The following is a 17430-nucleotide window of genomic DNA, read 5'->3' on the forward strand; positions in this document are numbered from 1 at the left end:
GTATTCCGCTGCACGCGCTGCTCGATGCCCTGTTCCCGCGTGGCCACGCCGTTGACGTGGAGGACTCGGTACTGACCGGAACCGCCATCACCGACGACGGCGAGGTGACCGTGATCGGCACCGCCGACAAGCTCGAAGTCGGCGTGGACCACGCACTGGCGCTGGCCGAAACGGTGCTGGCCAGCACCGCCGCGCATCCACGGCGACCGATCGTGATGCTGGTCGACACCGCCGGCCAGCGCCTGGCGCGCCGCGACGAACTGCTCGGCATCAATGGCTGTTTCGCGCACCTGGCGCAGACGCTGGATCTGGCACGCCGACGGGGTGCGCGACTGGTCACGCTGGTCTACGGTGAATCGGTCAGTGGTGGCTTCCTCTCGTTCGGGCTGATGGCCGACCACATCCATGCCCTGCCCGACGCCCAGGTGCGGGTGATGGACCTGCGCGCGATGGCGCGGGTGACCAAGCAGCCGCTGGAGAAACTGCAGGCGCTGAGCCAGACCTCGCCGGTGTTCGCACCGGGCGTGGAAAACTACGTGGCGATGGGCGCGGTGGATTCGATCTGGAGCGGCGACCTCGCCGCACACCTGCTGCAGGCGCTGCGTACGCCCACCGATGGCGACCGCCGCGCCGTGCAGGGTGCCGAACGTGGCGGTCGCATGCTGGCCGCACGCGTGGCTGCAGCCGTGAGCCAGGGCGATGCCTGAGCGGCTGCCACGCCATACGCTGGTCTGGTTGCCAGCGCACGCCCGCTGGCAGGCGGACATCGCCGCGCATGAGCCACGCTTGGGCGACTGGTTTGCGCAGGGGCTGCCCGCCATCGTCGCCCGGCGTGCCGCCGACGATGCCGATCCCCGCCTGCGCCTCGGCGTGCCGCTGCCACCCGCCGAGGGCAAACTGCGCCTGGCCCTGCGCGTGCCGGCACACGATGTGCTGCGCACCGCGCCGCCACCGACGCTGCAGGCGGTGCTGGAAGGCGACCTTGTGCAGGACTGGCAGCACCCGCTGCAGGCGCTGCAGGACATCGCTGCAGCGCGCGTATTCGGTGCCTTCGCATGGCAGCACCTCACGGGCCTGCACTATGTGCACGCGCGCTCGGACATCGATCTGCTGTGGCGGATCGACACCGCCGCACAGGCCGATGCCCTGGTCGCACGGCTGCAGGCATGGGAGACCGAACACGGCCGGCGGGTCGATGGCGAGCTGTGCCTGGCCGGCGACGCCGCCGTGAACTGGCGGGAATACGCGGGACGCAGCCGCGAGGTACTGGTCAAGCGCCCCGAAGGCGCTGCACTGGAACTGCGCGAGTGCTTGTTCGCCCCCGCCGGGGTGAGCGCATGAACGCCGTCGTGCAACCGGCGGTCAGGCCGGCAGCTGCCGTGGACAGCGCGCGCCTGGGCCGCCTCGCCGTCGCCAGCCTGCATGCGGAACTGGCACTGGCACCCAAGCCCGGGCTGGTCACACCCTTCAACCGCGGCAGCCATCACGACATGGACGCCGGCACGTTCCTGCGCAGCCTGTTCGCGCTGCGCCACTATTTCGCTGCCGTGGCACACCTCGGTGCCGCTGGGGCGGACTTCGGTGCCCTGCGCCGACGTGGCATCGCCGCCGAAGCCGCGATGCTGCGCGCGACCGCCGGGATCAATACCCATCGTGGCGCGATCTTCAGCCTCGGCCTGCTGGTAGCGGCCGCCGCGGCCTGCCGCTCCCGCCTGGGCCATGCCGCCACGGGTGAGCAGGTCTGCCTGGAGGTACGTCGTTGGGCTGCGGATTTCGCGCACGCGCCACTGGATGCAGGCAGCCCCGGCCAGCGCGCGCGCGCCCTGCACAAGGTGCCAGGCGTGCGCGAACAGGCCGCCGCCGGTTACCCGCTGTTGCGCGAGGTGGCGCTGCCCAGCCTGCGCCACGCGCTGGCCAGTGGCCTGCCACGCGAAGCCGCGATGTGCCACACGCTGATGCAGCTGGTCGCCCACACCGACGACCTCAACCTGCTGCATCGCGGTGGTGCGGAAGGCCTGCGCTGGGCGCGGCAGCAGGCCCACCGCTTCCTGGCCGAAGGTGGGGCTTTCGCGCACGATTGGCAGCCACGCCTGCAGCACATTGCCGATGCCTTCGTTGCGCGTCACCTGAGCCCCGGCGGCAGCGCCGACCTGCTTGCCTGCAGCCTGTTCCTGTTGCAGCAGGAGGGCGCATGAGCCTTGCCCTGCTCTGCCCCGGGCAAGGCGCGCAACATGCGGCGATGTTCGATCGCGTGCGCGACCTTGCCGGCGCGCGGCCGCTGCTCGATGCCACGGGCGAACTGCTGGGCCGCGATGTATTCGCCGCCGCGGCGGCCGACGACCGTTTCGACAATGTGCAGGCCCAGCCCCTGCTGTGCGCGGCCAGCCTGGCGCATTGGCAGGGCCTGCGCGACGTCTTGCCAACGCCGACGGTGATCGCGGGCTACAGCATCGGTGAGCTCGCCGCGCATGCCATCGCCGGCAGCTTCGATGCCACCACCTGCCTGGCACTGTCCGCGCAGCGCGCGCGCCTGATGGATGCCGCAACCCCGGAAGATGCCGGGCTCCAGGCAGTCCTGGGACTGGACCGCATTGCCACGCAGCGCTTGTGCGATACGCATGGCGCCTTCATCGCGATCGCCAATGGCCACGACCACTTCATCGTGGGTGGTGCATGGCGGTCGCTGCACGCGTTGGCGGCAGACGCGCAGGCGTGCGGCGCGGAAATCCGCCCATTGCCGGTCCATGTCCCCGCGCACACGCCGTTGCTGGCCAGCGCAGTGGCACCGTTTGCCGCCGCACTGGACGCTGCGCAGGTGCAGGCACCGCGACTGCCCCTGCTGGCCGGCGTCGATGCCCGCCCGGTGCGGGATCGCGCTGCAGTGGTGCACACGCTGTCGGCGCAACTGGCACAGACCATCGAATGGGCGCAGGTGATGCGCCAGGCCTTCGAGCGTGGCGCGCGGGTGTTCCTGCAGCTGGGCCCGGGCAATGCACTGGCGCGCATGGTCGCGCCGGCCTATCCGTGCTGCGAGGTGCGCGCGGTGGAAGAGTTCCAGAGCCTTGAAGGCGCCGCGGGCTGGGTCCGCAGTGCGCTGGAACGGCTGCAGTAACGGGTTCGAGCAGTACGTGTCACGCAACACGCCGTACGTCGCCTTACCCCGGGATGGCGGGTCTCCATCCGCGCTGTACGTGAGTCACGTGTCTGGGAGGGCGCATGAGTCCACAAATCGCAACGATCATCGGTCTGGTGATCATGTTCATCGTTGCCACCGCGATGCCGATCAACATGGGAGCCGTCGCCTTCGCGCTGGCCTTCATCATCGGCGGGCTGTGGGTCGACATGGGGGGCAAGGAAGTCCTGGCCGGCTTTCCAGGCGATCTGTTCCTGACCCTGGTCGGCATCACCTACCTGTTCGCCATCGCGCAGAAGAACGGCACCATCGACCTGCTGGTGCACTGGGCAGTGAAAGCGGTGCGCGGCCATATCGTGGCCATTCCGTGGGTGATGTTCGTGATCACCGCAGTCCTCACCGCGTTCGGTGCGCTGGGCCCGGCGGCGGTCGCGATCATCGGCCCGGTCGCGCTGCGCTTCGCCAAGCAGTACAACATCAATCCGCTGATGATGGGATTGCTGGTGATCCATGGCGCGCAGGCGGGCGGCTTCTCGCCGATCAGCGTGTACGGCAGCATCACCAATGGCGTGGTGCAGAAGGCCGGGCTGGAAGTGACCGAGATGGCGGTGTTCCTGACCAGTCTGGGCTTCAACTTCATGATGGCGACGATCTGCTTCTTCGCCTTTGGTGGCATCGCCCTGCTGCGCCGTGGCTCGATCACCGCAGCAGGAATGCTCGGCACTGCCGAGCTGGCGATGGCCGGTGGCCCACAGGCCTCGTCGCGCCAGTTCGCGATCGAAGGTCATGGCGCGCTGGTCGCGGCAGGTGGCGGCACGCTCAGCAATGATCCGGCGGCACTGGATGCGGTGAACCTCACCCGCGAGCGGTTGTTCACCCTGATCGGCCTGCTCGGCCTGGGCGTGGCGGCGCTGATCTACAACCTCAACGTCGGCCTGGTCTCGATCACCGTGGCGGTCGCGTTGGCGCTGCTGTCGCCACAAAGCCAGAAGGGTGCGGTCGATGGCATCAGCTGGTCCACCGTGCTGTTGATCTGCGGCGTGGTGACCTACATCGGCGTGCTGGAACATGCCGGCGCGGTGGACTTCATCGGCAACGGTGTCTCCGACATCGGCATCCCGCTGCTCGGTGCACTGCTGGTCTGCTACGTCGGCGGCATCGTCTCCGCATTCGCTTCGTCGGCAGCGGTACTCGGCGCGACGATCCCATTGGCGGTGCCGTTCCTGATGCAGGGCCACCTCAGCGCCGCTGGCGTGATCTGCGCGCTGGCGGTGTCATCCACCATCGTCGATGTCAGCCCGTTCTCGACCAATGGCGCACTGGTGGTGGCCTCGGCCGCGAAGGAAGAACGCGAGACCCTGTTCCGCCGCTTCCTGGTCTACAGCGGACTGGTGGTGGCCCTGGGACCGCTACTGGCCTGGCTGGTGTTCGTGGTACCGGGCTGGATGTAACCACCCAACGGTAGTGCCGGCCGCTGGCCGGCAATCTCATGAAGCCATCCAGCGATCATGGGTTGCCGGCCAGCGGCCGGCACTACCTGGCGGTACACTTCCACCATGGCCATTGCCCCTGCCCCGCGGTCACCGAAGAAGCGCGCCCCCCTGTACGAAGAGGTGGCCGAACACGTGCGCGAGCGCATCTACGATTACCGGCTGCCGCCGGGAGAATGGATCGACGAGCCCGCGCTGTGCGAAGAACTGGGCATCAGCCGCACGCCCCTGCGCGAGGCGCTGAAACTGCTGGCCGCCGAAGGCCTGGTGCAGATCGATGCCGGTCGTGGCAGCCGGGTCACCCGGTTGACGCTGGAAGACCTCAACCAGCTGTTCCCGGTGATGGCGATGCTGGAAGGCCGTTGCGCGCATGAGGCGGTGAAGCACATCGACGATGCCGGCGTGCAGCAGCTGGAAGACCTGCATGCAGCGATGGAAGCAGCGGCGGCCGAGGGCAACATCGCCGAGTACTACCGCAACAACTACCTGATCCACGAAACCGTGCAGCACTACGCGGGCAACCCGTGGCTGATCCGCATCACCCACGACCTGCACCGCATCCTGAAAATGCACCGTGGCCGCCAGCTGTTGACGCCGGGCCGCACCGCGCAGTCGTTGGCCGAACACCGCGAGTTGATGGAGTGCTTCCGCCGCCGCGACGCGCAGGCTGCCGAACGCACCATGGAACGCCATCTGCTGAGCCAGGGCCAGGCGCTGGCCGCCTATGTGGCGGCAGGCGGGCTGCTGAACGTACCGGCGCCGTTGCCGACCGAAGGCGGCGGCTGAGCTGTTGAGGTTGCCGGCCAGCGGCCGGCACTACCAGGACGTGACCTTGGCCGGCCCCCTGGGACGTCTCATCAATCGCCGCCACCGCAGCTGCCGCCGTCACCCCCACCACCATCACTGCTGCAGTCGGAGCTGCTGTGGCCGTGATGGCTGTGGTTGTCACCGGAATAGCCACCTGAGCTGTCATGGCTTGCGCCGCCATCCCCCCGGCTGCCCGAGCCATCGGCCGTGGCCACCGCCATGCACAGGATCGCGCCGACCAGCGGCAGCAGCCAGACCAGCAGCAGCTGCACCGCCCGCCCCCCGGCCGACAGGCCATCGCGCCTGACGATCACCACGGTAGCCACCACGTTCAGGCCCAGCACCAGCAGGACCAGCAGAAGGGCAACGATCAGCATTCGGCGACTCCGTGCCTGGACTGGAGGCATTATGGCCTTCCACCCCGATGTTGGCCCTGCCTGTCATGAAGATGGGACAATGTAGGGCGCGCCGGCCTGCCTCCGGGCCGCTGGCGCCCCCCGCACCACACGGAAGAAGAAGAACAACAACATGCTGAAAGTCATTTTCGATACCGACCCGGGCGTCGACGACGCCCTGGCCCTGCTGTACCTGCACAAGCACGCCCAGATCGACCTGATCGGCGTCACCACCACCTTCGGCAACGCCTCGGTGGAGTCGACCACCCACAATGCGCTGTACCTGAAGCAGGCCTGGGGCTTTGCCGCTCCGGTCGCGCGCGGTGCCGGCGGCCCGCTGCAGCCGGAAGCCACCCCGGAAGCCTGGCCGGTGCACATCCATGGCCACAACGGCCTGGGCAACCACCCGGTGCCGGCCAGCCTGGACGTGGCCGCCGATGCGCGCCCGGCCCACCAGCTGATCATCGACCTGGTCCGCGCACATCCGGGCGAAGTGACCCTGGTCGCGGTCGGTCGCATGACCAACCTGGCCCTGGCCCTGCAGCAGGCCCCGGACATCGCCGGCCTGGTGCGCGGCGTGGTGATCATGGGTGGCGCTTTCCACGTCAACGGCAACATCACCCCGGCCGCCGAGGCCAATATCTGGGGCGACGCCGAAGCCGCCGACGTGGTGTTCACCGCCAGCTGGCCGGTCACCGCGATCGGCCTGGACGTGACCACCCGCGTGGAAATGGACCGTGACGGCCTGGACAAGCTGGCGGCCATCGGCGGTGCCGATGCCGAACTGGTGCGTGCGCTGTCGCAGGATTACGTGGACTTCTACCTGCAGGCCGGCCACAAGGGCATGGTCGTGCATGACTGCTGCGCGTGCATCGCGCTGACCCGCCCGGAGCTGTTCCAGTTCGAGCGCGCCAGCGTGCGCGTGGCCACCGACGGCGTCGCCCGCGGCATGACCATTCCCAAGCCGGAAGGCCTGGCGTTCGGCCCCAGCGTGTGGGACGGCCACGTGGTGCAGTCGATTGCCATCGGCGTGGATGCGGCCGCCGTACTGGCCGACATCGAGCAGACCCTGAAGGTCTGACCCGCTAGCGCTTGGCCCTGCCCGGGACCGTCTCGGGCAGGGTCCACAGCACCGGCAGCACCAGCACCGCCACCAGCGCGATCATCGCGCCCGGTGCCGCTGCCCAGCCGCTGCGTTCCACCCACCATTGCGCCAGCCAGGGTGTTGCGCCGCCGAAAAAGGCGGTGGCCATGGTCACCCCCAGTGCCAGCCCGCTGACCCGGCCTTCGCCTGGGAACTGTTCGGCCGTGGCCGGCGCAGCAACGGCACTTACCCCACCGGCCACGCAGGCCAGCAGCACCGCGGCCAGCGCGATGCCCAGCGGCGGCGCCTGTGCCATCCAGGCGAACAGGGACAGCGGCAACAGCGCTGCCAGCACCGTCAGGCCCAGCAGCATCGGCCGCCGCCCGACGCGGTCGGACAAGGCACCACACAGCGGCGTGATCGCGATGACCGCCACCGCCGCAATCGTCGACAGCCACAGTGCGTCACCTTCGTCATGGCCCTGCGCATGCAGGAAGGCCGGCACATAGGTGATGCCAACGTAATAAGTGATCGAGCCCAGCGCCGAGATCGCGAACGTGCGTGCCACCGCCAGCGGATGGTTGCGCAGTACGTGGCGAAGCGGTGTAGCCGGAATGCTGCCCTCACGGCGCTGCCGCTCGAACTCCGGCGACTCGTGCATGCCCGAGCGCGCGACCAGGATCACCAGTGCCAGCGCGGCACCGACGAAGAACGGAATGCGCCAGCCCCAGCTGTCCAGCTGCGCGATGGGCAGCAGCGCCACGGTCAGCGCGGAGATCGCTACCGCCAGCAGCGCGCCCACTTCACTGGCTGCCGAAGCGAGCGAGGTCACCAGGCCACGTCGCCGCACCGGCGCGCTTTCCAGCAGATACGCCACCACACCGGTGTACTCGCCGCCCACCGAAAACGCCATCACGCAGCGCAGTACCAACAGCAGCACGCCCGCCGTAGTGCCCGCCGTGGCCGCTGTCGGCAGCAATGCAGTGGCCAGCATCGCCGCTGCCATCAAGGCCATCGACGCGAGCAACATCCAGCGCCGGCCCAGCCGGTCACCCAGGTGGCCGAAGCACAGTGCGCCCAGCGGGCGCATCAGGTAAGACACCGCGAAGCCGGCCAGGGTGACCAGCAGCGCCTGCTCGCCACCGCCGAAGAACACGCGCGACAAGACCGTGGCGAAGTACAGGTACAGGGTGAAGTCGTACCACTCCACCACCGTGGACAGGCCCGCCACCCACATCGAGCGCTGCCGCGCCGCGATCATTGCGTATTCGCCTTCAACAGCCTCGATCCCGGTTGCGCAGGTTCGAAGCAGGGTGGCATGGCCGGGGTGAAATACCGGTCATCGGCTGTCCGTCGCCTGCATGTACTGGGTTTCATGGCCGGTGAAACGCTCGCCGTCAAAGCCGAAGCAGAAACGGCCTTCCTCGAACACGCGGTAGACCAGCAACGCGCCATCGAGGCAGAACTGTTGCCGGTCCACGCCCGTTTCCAGGGTCCCGTAGCCGGTGGCATCACCGCCCTTCCCCGCCGGCCCGGTGAAGGCATCGAACGGCAATGGCGTCGCCCTGCCCGTGCGGGTATCGACCAGCACCAGCGTGCGCTGGAAGTACTCGGGACGATCATCAACCTGCACCAGCAGATAGTGCTGGTTGAAATTGGGTTTCTGGTGCTGGAGGGCACCTTCGATGGCGGCGCGGTGCCGCGCATCGCAGAAGTCGACCGGGCTGTAGCGGTAGCTGCAACCGTCGTGGTCGTAGGGCAGGTTCATGCCGGAATAACTGATGCTCCCTTCGCTGTCCACGTCGTGGCCCAGTTCCGGGGTGCTGCACAGCAACCACGAACGCTGAGCATCCTCCGGGTCAGCCAGAAGCTTCGGCTCACGGCCCGCTTCGTAAGCCGCGCCCCCCGGGAAGTCCTGCCCCAGGTGCTGGCGGGCGATTGAACGCGCCTTCTCCAGCGGCAGGCCGATCCTGGCCCCACGGAACGAGACGAACGTCATCGTCGGCAGGATCACCTCTTCCACCGGCAGCCCCTTCCACTGCCCCTGCACGCAGAACGTGGCGATCTCGTTCTCCTCGTCCTCCTTGCAGGGCTTCGGTGCGTTCGCAGCCAACCAGGGGTGGGCCGGGCGAGCGGTTTGCTGATCGATGTACCAGCCGTCCAGCGCGCAGGTCGGCAGGGCATCCAGCAGCGCGGAGAGATCGATGGCGGCCGTTGGCGCGACAACCGGCGTGTCTGCAGTGGGTGCCTCGTCCGGCAGCTCAGGCGTGCGCTGGCAGGCCGCCAGCAGCAGCGCGGCGATCAGCAGTGCAGCGTGGCGTGGGCGCCGGATTGAATGATGCGTTCCCTGCATTGCGTGGTGCTCCCTGGTTTCAACACTCGCTGCAGATGATCGCCGATCCCGGGGCCGGCTGGGGCGCTGGGTGCGGCATGACCTCCAGGCATGGCGTGGAGCTACCCGGTATGCCGGCTTCCCGCCCGGTAAGCGGCGTAGGCATCGAGGATCTTCTGCAGCCGTGCGTGTTGCTTCGTTCCCATGGATACCCGTTGCACGCGCTTCAGCAGCGTCTTCCACATGTATCCAGACCGGAAGAAATACGGCCGCACCTCAAGGAAGGTCAGCGCGACTTCCAGCGTATTTGGATCGTGTTCGGCAAGTTGCTTCAGCGCGTTGGCGTAGCCACCCGGGAAAGCAAGCTGTTCATAGCGCTGGTTGTATTCCGCGCAGGCTGCCGCATGCCGCTGCATTTCTTCCGGGCCACGCCAGCGCGCGCCAGCGGTATCGCGGATCAGCTGGCGGAGCCGGTTGATCTCATCGGCATTGGCGCGGATCAGGCGCTCCATCGGTGCGCGGGGATGGGACATGGTTCCTTCCACGTGGTTTGTCAGGGGTCAGATCCCCTTCCCTGCGGGAAAGGGATCTGACCCCACTTCCGGTCACGGGGCGCGGCGCAGGGTGATCAGGGTGATTTCCGAACGCACGCCGATGCGTGCCGGGAATCCGGCCCACAGGCCTGCACCATTGCTCACGTACAGGGTCATGCCATCCACCTCGTAGCGGCCGGAGACATAGCCACCGTTGGCACGCTTCACCAGCTGGTCCATGCCGATGATCTGCCCGCCGTGGGTATGCCCGGACAATTGCAGCTTCACGCCACGCGCGGCCGCCTCGCGCGCATTGCGCGGGCGGTGATCGAGCAGGATCACCGGCGCGGCGGGATCGGCACCGGCCAGCGCGGTCTCCAGATCCGGCAACGGCAGGCCATAGCGTGCCGCCACCGGATCGGTGACGCCGGCGATGGTCAGCGCCGCATCGCCGCGCCGCACCTGCAGGTGGCTGTTCTCCAGCACCTGCATGTGCAGCGCGCGGAACGCCTGCATCCACGCCTGGTACTGCGCGTAGTACTCGTGGTTGCCAGTGATGGCGATGACACCATCCGGTGCCTGCAGATCGACCAGAGGACGCGCGTCGTCGCGCCGGGCCTCGACACTGCCATCGATCAGGTCGCCGGTGATCACGATCAGGTCCGGCTTCATTGCATTGCTCTCGTCCACCACCCTGCGTACCCAGTCGCCGGTCAGCAGGCGGCTGGCATGAATGTCGGTCAACTGCAGCACGCGATAGCCGTCGAACGCGGCCGGCAGCCCGGCAATGCTCACCTCGATCTGCCGGGGCTTGGGTACGGCCATGCCCTGGCTGACGCCATAACCGCTCACGAGCAGGGCCAGCAGACCTGCCGTCGGCCGCAGCTTCGGTGCGCGCAGGACCGATACAGTACGCGGCCAGCGCAACAGGCGCGACAGCAGCAGGCCGGCGTCCAGCACCAGCATCACCAGCGCCAGCAGCAACACCGCGGTGGAGCCGGTGGCCAGCGTGGCGATGGCCAGCTTCGGTATCTCGGGCGACGCCGTCGTGCCCCAGAACGTGGCGACGATGCGCAGCTGCACGGCAACGCCCACCAGCAGCAGCGACAGCACGACCTTCAATGCGGCGGGCATGCGCAGCGGCCAGAACAGGCGCCAGGCCACGTACAGGCCCATCAACAAACCGATCGTACTCAGCACTGCAACCATCCTGGAAAGAAAACGGGCCTGCCATGGTGACGGTTGCCGGCAGTGTTGTGTAGAGCCGGGCCCGTACCCGGCTGCTCAGGAAGCAGTCGAGCATGGCTCGACTCTACAGAGGGCCAGTCGAGCATGGCTCGACTCTACAGAGGGCCAGTCGAGCATGGCTCGACTCTACGAAAGCCCGATGCGTTCCACCCGCAGGCGGGCGATGCGACGCTTCTCCATTGCCAGTACGGTGATGCGTACATCCGCAATCTCCACCGTGTCACCGATGTCCGGCAGGCGCCCCAGACGCTCCAGCACCAGACCGGAGATGGTCATGTAGTCGGCACTGCGCGGCAGCGAGACGCCGGCCAGGCGCTGCAGGTCGTCCAGGGTCAGCGCACCGTCGGCCTCCCACTGGTTCTCGCCCTGCGCCTCCACGCCATAGCGCTCATCCTGGGTATCGACGAGATCACCGGCAATCGCCGCCAGCAGGTCATTGGCGGTCACCAGGCCTTCCACGCTGCCGTACTCGTCCACCGCCACCGCAAGCGGCACCGGGTGCTGGCGGATCAGCTCCAGCGCCTGCAGTGCGCTGGCGCTGGACAGCACGTACTGCGGCTCGCGCAGGTTGCCCTCCAGCTGCAGCGGCCTGCCCTGCAGCAGGTCGGCCAGAAGGTCGCGGCTCTGCACCACGCCGCGCAGGCTGTCCAGATCACCGTCGCCGACCAGCAGGCGGGTATGCGGCGATGCCACCAAGCGCGCCACCACGTCCTCCTGCCCACGTGCCAAGTCGATCCACTGCACGTCGGCACGCACGGTCATCACGCTCGACACCGGGCGATCAGCCAGGCCCAGCACGCTGCGGATCATCTCGTGCTCGGCCGGCTGCAGGCGCTCTTCAGCATCCACCTGCTCGCTGGCCTCTTCGTCGTGATGGCCGTTGGCCGGCCGCGCGCCGAGCATCCTCAGTACGGCGTCGGCAGTACGTTGACGGAACGGCTGGCGGCGCTCGTTGCGCTCACGATTGAAGCGCACCCACTGGTTGAAGGCTTCAACCAGGATCGAGAAGGCAATGGCCGCGTACAGATATCCCTTCGGAATCTTGTAGCCCAGGCCTTCGGCCACCAGGCTGAAGCCGATCATCAGCAGGAAGCCCAGGCACAGCACCACCACCGTGGGATGCTTGTTGACGAAGCGGGTCAGCGGCTTGCTGGCCACCAGCATCAGCGCCATCGCGATGGTCACCGCGGCGTACATCACGCCCAGGTTGTCGACCATACCGACTGCGGTGATCACCGAGTCCAGCGAGAACACCGCGTCGAGCACCACGATCTGTGCCACCACCATCGCGAAGCTGGCGTAGACCTTCTTGCCATCTTCGTGGTGCTCGCGGCCTTCCAGACGCTCGTGCAGCTCCATGGTGCCCTTGAACAGCAGGAACAGGCCACCACCCAGCAGGATCAGGTCACGCCCGGAGAAGCTGTGGTCGAACAAGGTGACCAGCGGCTCGGTCAACTTCATGATCCAGGCCAGCGCCGCCAGCAGCACCAGCCGCATCAGCAGTGCCAGCGCCAGGCCGATCACCCGCGCGCGGTCGCGCTGGTGCGGCGGCAGTTTGTCAGCCAGGATCGCGATGAACACCAGGTTGTCGATGCCGAGAACGATCTCCAGCACGACCAGGGTTGCAAGGCCCATCCATATCGAGGGGTCAGCCAACCATTCCATTTCAGGTCCGTTTCGTCAGTAGGTAAGGGAGAAGGGGAAACACTCAGTCAGCGTCCTGCGCCTGTGTCGGGTCATGTCCCAGCAGGTCACCCGGTGTGCATTGCAGCTCGCGGCAGATTGCATCAAGCGTGGAAAAGCGGATGGCGCGCGCCTTGCCGGTCTTCAGGATCGAGAGATTGGCCAGGGTGATGTCGATACGCCCGGCCAGCTCGGACAGGGTCATGCCCCGCTCCTGCAGCATGCGGTCCAGGGTGATGACGATCGCCATCAGATGACACCATCAAGATCATCGCGCATCGCTGCACCCACCGCGAACACGCGGGCCAGTACGAACAGCATCAGCACCGCGACCAGGCCGGTGATCGACATGCCGCCCCCCACCTCCATCCAGGTGAAGTCCGGGCCCATCCAGGCCGCGTAGGCGCCGATCAGGATCGACAGCAGCTCCATTGCCAGCATCAGCCACGCCATGCGTTGCAGCCGTTGTGCATTGGCGTGGGTGAACGGCCGCTCGCGCGCCGCCGACCTCAGCAGCCGCAGCAGGTGGCGCAGGAACAGCAGGCACAGCACCAGCAACGCGACGATCGCGCCCAGGCCCAGGCAGAAATGCAGGAACAGATCATTGCCATGTGCGGCGGCGGCAGCGGTGTCGTGCACGCTGTCGAGCAGCCAGCGGCGGTCGTGGGCGACCAGTGGCACGGCCAGCAGTGCGGCCAGGATGCCCAGCCAGCACATCGCCCGGACGGCCTGTACGGCGGCCTGGGCCAGGGTGAACAAGCCTCGCGCGGGTCTGGCGCGGGCGGGACGAGCGGTCAAGCGGCCTCCGGCATTGAGGCAGCATCGCCGCCCCGGGGTGGATTTATCGATAAACGATATACCACATGCGGCGTGAAAGGCTGAATCGCGAGCACGGCAGGCAACGGGCGCTTGACAGCCGCCCTGCACAGGAAGACCATTAATTAACGAATTAGCTAATTGCCTAGCCATGGACCGCATCTTCGAAGCCCTCGCCTCCACTGCCCGCCGCCAGATCCTGGCCTATCTCAGCGCCGGTGAACTCAGTGCGGGTGAGCTGGCCGAGCGCTTCGACTTCAGCAAGCCCGCGCTGTCCAGCCACCTGCGCATCCTTGAGGAAGCCGGGCTGATCGAGCGCGAAAAGCGCGGCCAGTTCGTGTACTTCCGGCAGGTGCCTGACCGCCTGGCGAACACGCTGTTTTCCTGGGCGGCCGAAGTCTGTCCGGTCGGTGGCCCGCTCAAGCGCGAAGCCCGTGCCCGCCGCAAGTCCCCTGCCCGCTGATCCTGCCTGCCAAGGAGCATGACGATGCCTGGTTCGACCCGCGACCGCCGTTCGTTTCCAGGCGTACAGCTTCCCGCACAGGAGGGTGGCAGCCCGACCGAAGTCACGCTGATCGCACAGCTCAGCATTGGCGCCGGCGATGCGCTGGTTGCCGACGCCAGCCAGCGCCAGCGCCACCACCCGGCCTTCATCGACGCGCTGGACGAGCCTTCGGCACGGCTCGGCGGCATGCACCTGCAGCATGGCGACGCCTCGTCGCTGTACAGCTTCACTGTCGGCGCCGGCGGCCATCCCTTCCATCGCCATGCCGGGCCGCGCATGTTCACTGCCATCGCCGGCAGCGCGGGCGCCGAACTGCGCTTCGCCACCGCGTCCGATGCGCAGCTGGCGAACGATCCCGGCGCCTTCGCCCGCACCCTGCGGCGCATCCGTATCCCACCGGATTGCCTGTTCACGGTGCGCTTCGGTGGCGGGACGTGGCACCAGTTCGCATCGAACCATCGCGCACATCCGGCGCTGTTCGCGTTGTCCTGCCACAGCAATGAACTGGCCGGTGCGATGAGCGAGCAGGCCCGCGCGCAGGTGCAACGCAATGCCGCCGATATTCCCAGCCTGACCGACGTACTGCCCGAACCACACTGGCCCACGGCCGCAAGCCTCGCGGCCGCGCCCCTGCTGCAGCTGTCGCTGCAGGCAGCACCTCCCAGCCTGTGCGCCCACCTGTGCGCACGTACCCGCGCCCTGTTGGGGCCGCTGCGCAGGATTTCATTGCGGCGCTTGCGCGGCTTCGTCGAACGCGCAACGCCGGCCTATCCCGTCCACTCGCAGGCCGCCACCAACGACGGCCTGCTGCTGGCGGCCCTGCCGCACAGCCACTACCGGGATCTGACCACCCTGCGCCTGGACAACACCCAGGTCACCCATCGTTCCGCGTCGGTACTGCTGGCCGATGTACTGGAAGGCTTCCTGCGCAATCCGCCCACCGGCGTGGGCCACCTGATGGCACTGCGCAACCGTCTGGTAGCACCGCTGCGGCTGCGCACCTCCCCGTTGGGCTGCCCGGTATCGTCGCTGCTGTCCACCGATCGCAGCCGGTTGTTCGCCGGCCGCTACCCGGTGCTGGATGCGCACATCGATGCCGAGGACAACTGCGCCGAAGTGTTGCTCGGCGCCGACGATCGCCACCTGCGTTTCCGCAGCAGCGTGCGCGTGCAGCTGCATGCGGATGGAGGCGTCGAGATCAGCCTCGGTTCGCGCGTGCAGACCCGCAACGCGTTCGGCCGCATCTACATGGCGCTGATCGATGCCACGCACCGGCACTACGTTGCACCGGCGCTGCTGCGCCGGGCGGTGGAACATGCACTGGCGCCGGAACTGGCCGATCTCGATGACTGGGCCGTGCAGCGTACACATGGATGACACCGGCCGGTGGCCGGCACCATCGGGACCTACAGTACGTCGTTGAAGAACGGCACCAGCTGCGCCACCGCTTCGTCCACGAACTGTGGCACGTCATACAACGACATGTGATTGGCCCCCTCCACGATGTGGAAGCGCTTGTCCTGGCTGGCCGCACGCGCGAACAGATCGTCACTCATCCACTTGCTGCCGGCCATGCTGCCGGCGATGCACAGCAGCGGCTGGGTCAGGAAGGCCTCGGCCCTGTTGTAGGCGTCGTAGGTGATGATCTGGTTGAGGCTGCGTGCGGTGGCGAAACCCGGAGCATTGGGGTGCGCGCAACGCGACGTGTGATAGTACTCCCACGCCTCTTCCAGCTCCTGGTTGGGCGCATCCTCGCGGCGCATCGGGGCCAACGGAATCCTCACGGTATCGGCACCGCCGGCCTCTGCCGTTCGTGCATCAGAGCCACCCTGCAATGCGGGAATCGCTGCTGCATCAGTCAGCGAGTTGTCCCACCCATTGCGGAACATCGAACCAATGTTGACCGCGCTGACCGTGGCGATCGCTTTCAGGCGACGATCATTGATCGCGGCGTTGGCGATGTAGCCTCCGCCCGCGCAGATGCCCATGCCTCCGATACGCGCGTTGTCGACATATGGCAGCGTGGTCAGGTAATCGATCACCGCGCTGATGTCCTCGGTGCGGATGTACGGGTTCTCCAGCTGCCGCGGCATGCCGGTGCTTTCGCCCTGGTAGGAGGCATCGAAGGCGATGGCCACGAGTCCCTGCGCGGCAAGCTTGCGTGCATACAGGCCGGCCGTCTGTTCCTTCACGCCGCCTCCCGGATGCGCAACAACCACCGCTGGGTATTGCTGGTGCTCGTCAAAGCCCGGCGGCAGCTCAAGCACCGCTGCCAGCGTGATGTCCTGGCCGCTGCGGCTGCTGAAAGTGATCGTGCTCATGGAGGATCTCCTCGAAGGACGTCAGATGTGCTGCCTAAAGAAGGGAATGATGGCCGACAGCGCCTGATGCACCGGCTCCGGCTTGTCATACAGATCGTAGTGCGACCAGCCTTCCACGACCTTCAACTGCTTGTGCTTCGACGCCGCACGGCCATGGATCTCCAGACCATCGCGGTAGGCGCCAAAGCCGCCCGGCTTGTCGCCGATCACCACCAGCAGCGGCTGGGTCAGCAGGACTTCGGCCAGGTGGAAGGCATCCCAGCCCACCGCTGCACCGCGATGCGAAAACAACGCACTGACCACGCCATTGGGCTGCGGCCCGCGCGTGCGGTAATAGTCCGTGGCCTCCAGCACGTCGATATCGGTGATGCCGGCAGCGCGCCCCTGTTCCACCGAAGCCGGCAGGAACAGGTCCACACGGGCCTCACCGCCGCGCATCTCGGCGGTGCGCTGGGCAGCGATGGCCTCCAGCGTGCCGATCGGATCGAAACCGCCAAAGCCCTCACGACTGAGCCGGCCGAAGTTGACTCCGGTGATGCTGGTGACCGCCTTGATGCGGCGCTCGGTCATGGTGGCGTTGATCGCGTAGCCACCACCGCCACAGATGCCCAGTACGCCGATGCGTTCGGCGTCCACGTACGGCAGGGTGACCAGATAGTCGACCACCCGGCGTACATCCTCCACGCGCTGGGTCGGGTCTTCGATCCGCCGCGGCTCGCCGCCGCTGGCGCCCTGGAAGCTGGCGTCATAGGCGATCACCACGTAGCCCTCGCGAGCCAGGGCCTCACCGTAGATGTTGCCCGAGGTCTGCTCCTTGCAGCTGCCGATCGGGTGCATGCTGATGATGGCAGGATAGCTGCGCTGGCGATCGAAGCCCGGCGGGAAATACAGGTCGGCGGCAATCTGCCAGGCCATGTCCGGATTCTGGATGCTGACGGTTTCCATGAGCGTTTCCTCTGCGCGGCGAAAGGGCGACCGGGTGTCGCCGTTGCCAACACGATAGGCCTGGCATTGGACCGGAAAAAGCCGACAATGCTGACCACAGTAGTAAGCTGGAATTACCAGTCAGCAGGGGCTTTCCCG

19 protein-coding genes are annotated in these 17430 nt (G+C 67.3%); 9 read left to right on the forward strand and 10 right to left on the reverse strand.

What is annotated here, in order from left to right:
* Nucleotides 1-2: 2 nt before the first annotated feature.
* The 6 genes from mdcE (at nt 3) to D5301_RS17435 (ending at nt 5409) form a co-directional block, all read left to right on the forward strand.
* Nucleotides 3-707 carry a biotin-independent malonate decarboxylase subunit gamma gene (gene mdcE, locus D5301_RS17410; protein WP_324187356.1) on the forward strand — a complete coding sequence of 235 codons (705 nt, stop codon included), beginning with the start codon at nt 3-5 and terminating at the stop codon, nt 705-707.
* Complete coding sequence (gene mdcG, locus D5301_RS17415; protein ID WP_153856407.1) at nt 700-1341, forward strand: malonate decarboxylase holo-[acyl-carrier-protein] synthase; 642 nt, start codon at nt 700-702, stop codon at nt 1339-1341. The genes mdcE and mdcG overlap by 8 nt, the downstream gene beginning before the upstream one ends.
* Complete coding sequence (gene mdcB / locus D5301_RS17420; RefSeq protein WP_153856408.1) at nt 1338-2195, forward strand: triphosphoribosyl-dephospho-CoA synthase MdcB; 858 nt, start codon at nt 1338-1340, stop codon at nt 2193-2195. The genes mdcG and mdcB overlap by 4 nt, the downstream gene beginning before the upstream one ends.
* Entirely contained in the window at nt 2192-3112 is a 921-nt protein-coding gene (gene mdcH, locus D5301_RS17425; RefSeq protein WP_153856409.1) for a malonate decarboxylase subunit epsilon, read from the forward strand. Before mdcB ends, mdcH begins: the two co-directional genes overlap by 4 nt.
* Before the next feature lie 104 nt (nt 3113-3216).
* Nucleotides 3217-4584 carry an SLC13 family permease gene (locus tag D5301_RS17430; RefSeq protein ID WP_153856410.1) on the forward strand — a complete coding sequence of 456 codons (1368 nt, stop codon included), beginning with the start codon at nt 3217-3219 and terminating at the stop codon, nt 4582-4584.
* A 105-nt stretch (nt 4585-4689) separates the two neighbouring features.
* Nucleotides 4690-5409 (forward strand): GntR family transcriptional regulator, encoded by a 720-nt coding sequence (locus D5301_RS17435; protein ID WP_012510388.1) that lies wholly within the window; start codon nt 4690-4692, stop codon nt 5407-5409.
* Between the two features lie 71 nt (nt 5410-5480).
* On the opposite strand, the gene D5301_RS17440 is transcribed toward D5301_RS17435, so the two are convergent.
* The gene (locus D5301_RS17440; protein ID WP_153856411.1) at nt 5481-5807 is read right to left on the reverse strand and encodes a hypothetical protein; all 327 of its coding nucleotides are present in this window, start codon (nt 5805-5807) and stop codon (nt 5481-5483) included.
* Nucleotides 5808-5958: 151 nt separating this feature from the next.
* On the opposite strand from D5301_RS17440, the gene D5301_RS17445 reads away from it, so the two are divergent.
* On the forward strand, nt 5959-6906 hold the full coding sequence (locus D5301_RS17445; RefSeq protein WP_004147861.1) for a nucleoside hydrolase: 948 nt from the start codon (nt 5959-5961) through the stop codon (nt 6904-6906).
* A gap of 4 nt (nt 6907-6910) precedes the next feature.
* Here D5301_RS17445 and D5301_RS17450 read toward each other — a convergent pair whose 3' ends face one another.
* From D5301_RS17450 to D5301_RS17480, 7 genes are all read right to left on the reverse strand, one after another.
* Nucleotides 6911-8170 (reverse strand): MFS transporter, encoded by a 1260-nt coding sequence (locus D5301_RS17450; protein ID WP_110711558.1) that lies wholly within the window; start codon nt 8168-8170, stop codon nt 6911-6913.
* A 78-nt stretch (nt 8171-8248) separates the two neighbouring features.
* Nucleotides 8249-9262 carry a hypothetical protein gene (locus D5301_RS17455; protein WP_110711557.1) on the reverse strand — a complete coding sequence of 338 codons (1014 nt, stop codon included), beginning with the start codon at nt 9260-9262 and terminating at the stop codon, nt 8249-8251.
* Between the two features lie 101 nt (nt 9263-9363).
* Entirely contained in the window at nt 9364-9774 is a 411-nt protein-coding gene (locus D5301_RS17460) for a hypothetical protein (RefSeq protein ID WP_153856412.1), read from the reverse strand.
* A gap of 72 nt (nt 9775-9846) precedes the next feature.
* The gene (locus D5301_RS17465; protein ID WP_153856413.1) at nt 9847-10983 is read right to left on the reverse strand and encodes a metallophosphoesterase; all 1137 of its coding nucleotides are present in this window, start codon (nt 10981-10983) and stop codon (nt 9847-9849) included.
* A 165-nt stretch (nt 10984-11148) separates the two neighbouring features.
* Nucleotides 11149-12687: a TerC family protein gene (locus D5301_RS17470; RefSeq protein WP_153856414.1), complete on the reverse strand. Its 1539-nt coding sequence runs from the start codon at nt 12685-12687 to the stop codon at nt 11149-11151.
* Nucleotides 12688-12730: 43 nt separating this feature from the next.
* On the reverse strand, nt 12731-12955 hold the full coding sequence (locus D5301_RS17475; protein WP_010483459.1) for a helix-turn-helix transcriptional regulator: 225 nt from the start codon (nt 12953-12955) through the stop codon (nt 12731-12733).
* Entirely contained in the window at nt 12955-13422 is a 468-nt protein-coding gene (locus D5301_RS17480) for a DUF2975 domain-containing protein (RefSeq protein ID WP_110714278.1), read from the reverse strand. The genes D5301_RS17475 and D5301_RS17480 overlap by 1 nt, the downstream gene beginning before the upstream one ends.
* 250 nt (nt 13423-13672) lie before the next feature.
* Between D5301_RS17480 and D5301_RS17485 the strand changes: the two genes are divergently transcribed.
* Nucleotides 13673-13984, forward strand: a complete 312-nt coding sequence (locus tag D5301_RS17485; protein ID WP_004147836.1) for a metalloregulator ArsR/SmtB family transcription factor — start codon at nt 13673-13675, stop codon at nt 13982-13984.
* A gap of 24 nt (nt 13985-14008) precedes the next feature.
* Nucleotides 14009-15403, forward strand: a complete 1395-nt coding sequence (locus D5301_RS17490) for a DUF2867 domain-containing protein (RefSeq protein ID WP_153856415.1) — start codon at nt 14009-14011, stop codon at nt 15401-15403.
* 29 nt (nt 15404-15432) lie between these two features.
* On the opposite strand, the gene D5301_RS17495 is transcribed toward D5301_RS17490, so the two are convergent.
* Together D5301_RS17495 and D5301_RS17500 are read right to left on the reverse strand one after the other, a co-directional pair.
* Nucleotides 15433-16347, reverse strand: coding sequence for an alpha/beta hydrolase (locus tag D5301_RS17495; protein ID WP_153856416.1), 915 nt, complete (start codon nt 16345-16347; stop codon nt 15433-15435).
* 21 nt (nt 16348-16368) lie between these two features.
* Nucleotides 16369-17292, reverse strand: coding sequence for an alpha/beta hydrolase (locus tag D5301_RS17500; RefSeq protein WP_110711545.1), 924 nt, complete (start codon nt 17290-17292; stop codon nt 16369-16371).
* Between the last annotated feature and the right edge of the window lie 138 nt (nt 17293-17430).

It is taken from the genome of Stenotrophomonas sp. MH181796 (assembly GCF_009659995.1).
In the GTDB taxonomy this organism is placed as follows: Bacteria; Pseudomonadota; Gammaproteobacteria; order Xanthomonadales; family Xanthomonadaceae; genus Stenotrophomonas; species Stenotrophomonas riyadhensis.